This window comes from Advenella sp., from assembly GCF_052108595.1.
In the GTDB taxonomy this organism is placed as follows: Bacteria; Pseudomonadota; Gammaproteobacteria; order Burkholderiales; family Burkholderiaceae_B; genus Advenella.
The window spans coordinates 1-4322 of the sequence record NZ_JBQEAU010000180.1 but is presented as its reverse complement, the minus strand read 5'-3'; the positions used below and the strand labels follow the sequence as shown (position 1 = coordinate 4322).

Annotated in this window: 4 protein-coding genes; 2 read left to right on the top strand and 2 right to left on the bottom strand. The window is 55.3% G+C overall.

Annotated features, from left to right (window positions below):
• Positions 1-45: 45 nt before the first annotated feature.
• Entirely contained in the window at positions 46-732 is a 687-nt protein-coding gene (locus tag ACTIKR_RS20225) for an SDR family oxidoreductase (RefSeq protein ID WP_442328849.1), read from the bottom strand.
• Between the two features lie 126 nt (positions 733-858).
• Positions 859-1776, bottom strand: a complete 918-nt coding sequence (locus tag ACTIKR_RS20220; RefSeq protein ID WP_193087611.1) for a LysR family transcriptional regulator — start codon at positions 1774-1776, stop codon at positions 859-861.
• 131 nt (positions 1777-1907) lie between these two features.
• On the opposite strand from ACTIKR_RS20220, the gene pcaD reads away from it, so the two are divergent.
• The gene (gene pcaD / locus ACTIKR_RS20215; RefSeq protein WP_442328848.1) at positions 1908-2699 is read left to right on the top strand and encodes a 3-oxoadipate enol-lactonase; all 792 of its coding nucleotides are present in this window, start codon (positions 1908-1910) and stop codon (positions 2697-2699) included.
• A 484-nt stretch (positions 2700-3183) separates the two neighbouring features.
• On the top strand, positions 3184-4322 hold a 1139-nt coding region (locus ACTIKR_RS20210), incomplete at its 3' end, for an asparaginase (protein WP_442328847.1).

The following is a 4322-nucleotide window of genomic DNA, read 5'->3' as shown; positions in this document are numbered from 1 at the left end:
GCCTTCAACTATCATCTGGCGGACGTTCATAAATCTCGATCTGTCCTAAAGCAGAAACTGGGCTGCCTGAGCTATTTCCTTGGCGCTTGCCATCCGCTTCATGGGATGCAGACTTGCGATGAACGCAAGGGCATCCGGGTTGCCTTCTCCGGCTGCGGGGGTGATCGTGCCACCCGGTAGCAGCGCATTGACACGGATGTCATCTGCGGCATGGTCCGAAGCCAGCGACTGCATCAGCCCGATCAGACCGGCCTTGGATGCAGCATAGGCCCCCATTCCTGGCATGCCACCATTGCTGAAGCCGACAAACGATGACGTGAAGACAATCGAGCCGCCTCCGTTTTTGCTCATGGCAGGTATCTGCGACTTAGCCGCCAGGAAGGCAGCGGTCAGATTGACCGCGATGACATCGTTCCAGTTGCGCATTGTCATGGCCGGCACCGGCCCCATGTCCCCGATGATGCCGGCATTGTTGAACGCGCCATCGAGCCGACCGAATTCGTTGATGGCAAGATCTGCCAGCGCATCGGCATAGCCTTCATCCTTGACGTCGCCAGCCAGATAAACGGCTTTGCCGGTGCCTGCAATTGCCTTTGTCAGAGCGTCCAGTTCTGCACCCCGGCGCGCGCCCAGCACCACATTGGCGCCTTCGGCCACAAACAGGGCGGCTGCTGCTGCACCGAGTCCGCTACTTGCTCCGGTGATGATGATTGATTTGTTTTTCAGTTCCATGATGTTCTGCTCCTGTGCTAGTTTGGAACCTGAACTATCTCACGGCAATGCAATGACATGCTATCCGTTTCTTGCACGGAAATTGGTCTGGCATTTCTTGGCCGTGCTGGCGTGCGCACGACAGGTTCAGCGTGGGCTGATTTGATTGCGCAGTATGGCGGGCGCATCGGCCAACAACGTGTCGATGGCGACACGTGTTTTGGCAGGCAGGAACCGGGTCTGCGGCCACACTATATATATTTCAGTTGGCAATAATTGCAGTTTGGGCAAAACCGCGTTCAATTGCCGGGTACGTATGAACTGCAGCAGTTGCCAGTCGGGCAGCCAGGCCAAACCCACGCCGGCGATGGCGGCGTCGGTCAGGGAATGCAAATCGTCCAGTCTTAAGCGAATATCTACCGTGGGGCCTTGCGTGTTGGCAAAAAGCGTCTGCCAGACCAGATCCTGTCCGGCGCGATGATACGCAATGGCGTGATGCCCGTTGAGCGCGGCCACGCTGTCGGGTACGCCGTGGCGGGCCAGATACGCGGGCGAGGCGCACAGTACCTGATGTTGTCGTCCAAGTGGTCGCGCAACCAGGCTGCCGCTGTCGGCCAGGGGACCGATCCGCACGGCAAGATCCAGTCCATCTTCAATCAGATCGGCAACCCGATCACTGTAGATTATCTCGATTCGCAGTTCGGGGTAACGCTCAATCAACGGAGTCAATGTCGGCGTGATGCAGTGTCGGCCAATCAGTTTCGGTGCGCTGACGCGCAACACGCCTTGCGGCTGTAACCGCCCGCTATTGAGTTCGGCATCAGCCGCATCCAGCTCGGCCAGCGCGCGCAGGCAGCGCTCGTAATAGACTTGTCCTTCGGTTGTCAGTTTTTGCTTGCGGCTGGTGCGTTGAAACAGCAATACGCCCAGACGCTGTTCCAGTCTGGCGATGGTTTTGCCTACCGCCGAACGGGTGAGGTTCATGCGCTCGGCAGCCAGCGAGAAGCTGCCGGCTTCGACGGCGCGAACAAAAGTGGTAATGCCGTTCAGACGATCGTTGTTCATGGTCAAGATGGTTTCCTCTCGGGCTACACAGCAGAGAATAAAGGGCGCCCAGCCCGATTCGATAATCTTATACGATTTCTGTGTCGCGCGTAATCCGCAAAATTTACCTCTCTTACCAATAAGGAATCACCATGAACACACTTTCTTTTATTACTGTGGGTGACGGCACCCGCCTTGCGTACCGCTTTGACGGCCAGGCAGATAAGCCAGTATTGATGCTGTCCAATTCTATCGGCACCACGATGGCGATGTGGGATCAACAAATTTCCAGTCTGTCAGAAAGTTTTTATATTTTGCGTTATGACGCGCGCGGGCACGGCGCGTCCGATGCACCGGCCGGTGCCTATTCGCTGGACCGTCTGGGCCGCGATGTAGTCGAACTGCTGGATGCGTTGCATCTGGGTCGCGTCCACTTTCTGGGGCTGTCACTTGGCGGCTTTGTCGGACAATGGCTGGGGATATACGCGCCGCAACGACTGGAAAAATTGATTCTGGCCAATACGTCTTCTTATCTGGGGCCATCGCCGCAATGGGATGCACGCATCCGACAGTTGCAGAGCTCACCAGATATGGTAGCGGTCGCGCAAGGCTTTCTGGAAAGTTGGTTTTCTGTAGAATTTATAAAGACGCAGCCAGAGACAGTTGAAATATTTCGTGCAATGCTGCTGACCACGCCGCCGCATGGACTGGCCGGCAGTTTTGCCGCAGTGCGTGATACCGATCTGCGCCGTACGGCACCCCTGATCAATTTACCGGTGTTGATTATCGCCGGACAATACGACACGGTGACGGCCTTATCACACAGTGAGGCCCTGGCTGCCTTGTTACCGCAGGCTCAACTCAAGGTGTTTCCTGTGGTGCATCTTTCCAATATTGAGCGACCATCTGAATTTATGCAGTGGGTCAGAGAATTCTTGCGATAGTGATCACGGGGGATGGGTTTGCCAGTCCGCTTTGACGTATCAAGGCATGGCGTTTTCTGGCCGATCGTGGTTTATATGCTGTCTGAAATAAAGCATGGAGAATGACGCGTCCATATAAATAAATAAAACGATTGGCCTCAAAAGCAATAGGGTATTTTGCCGGCATTGCAACTCATTAAGAAGCAGCGGGGAACGTTTCGGTTTATATTTGAAGCCGAACGCACAACTGCAGCAGGACAGCATACCCGGAGAGGGCAAGGGGAAACAGCGGACCACAACAGGAGCAAGGTGATGGCCGCTTCGGTAACGCTTTGACAATCTTCCCTATATGCGCATATTGCATTCGTGACGGTCTGTCAGGAAACCGTCGTATCTGCTGGTTTTTTTCAACGATGCCCGAACGCGATGCGATGGTCCGTCACTTTTGATGTTGTCGATATTTCATACAGTAGTTCGTACAGCAACTATAGGCAAGGAGACACCTATGAATACTCATCCCCGCAACTGGCGGCCATCGGCCCTCATCTCTTGCAAAGCGGCATTGGCAACCGCAGCCATTGTTTTTACCACGTTGCTCGCACCGCTGCCGGTAAACGCGGCCGAGCCCGCAGGCAGCGCGGGCGCTTCCTCGTCGGAGTCAGTTGGCGATAAGCCCCGTATCATTATTCTTGCAACCGGGGGCACCATTTCCGGCGCTGCCGATGCACGGTCGGCCATTGGCTATAATTCGGGCGAAGTATCGGGCCAGCAGTTGGTCCAGGGCGTTCCTGGCATTGAAAAACTGGCAACAGTCAAGTCTGAGCAGATTTCCAATATCGGCTCTCAGGACATGAACGATAAAGTATGGTTTTCGCTAGCCAATCGCATCACGCAGATTTTTGAAGGCAATGAAGCCGACGGCGTGGTCATTACCCACGGCACCGATACGATGGAGGAAACTGCCTTCTTCCTGCACAATGTACTGAATTCGGCAAAACCGGTGGTGCTGGTCGGTTCCATGCGTCCGGGCGGCGCGCTCAGTGCGGATGGGCCGCGCAATCTGTATGAAGCGGTACAGGTTGCAGCAAGTGCTCAGTCCAAGGCGCGAGGCGTAATGGTCGTGATGAATGATACGATTCACGCACCACGCTGGGTCACCAAAACGAACGTCACCTCGGTCCAGTCATTTCAATCGCTGAATGCAGGTCCGCTTGGCTATGTGGATCCCGCCTCGGTGCGTTTCCTTGGTCCTGCTGGCCAGGCGACTCAAGCGCCGTATGCCTTGCCCAAGGACGGTCAGTTGCCGCGCGTGCAAATTATTTATGCGCATAGCAATATGGACGCCTCGCAAATTGATCATGCAATAGAGAATAACGCCAAGGGGATTGTGATTGCTGGCGTGGGCGATGGTAATGTGTCCAAACAGGCCATGGAGGCCATGTTGCGGGCAGTGCAAAAGGGCATTGTGGTTGTTCGTGCAACGCGCGTGCCTTCCGGGTTTGTGAATCGCAATGTGGAAGTGGACGATGATAAAAGCGGTTTTGTCGTGGCCTATGACCTGAACCCGCAAAAGGCCCGGGTATTGACCCAGCTTTTGCTCGCCAACGGGGTGAAGGCAGCGGACAAAGTGCAGCAGGCATTTGC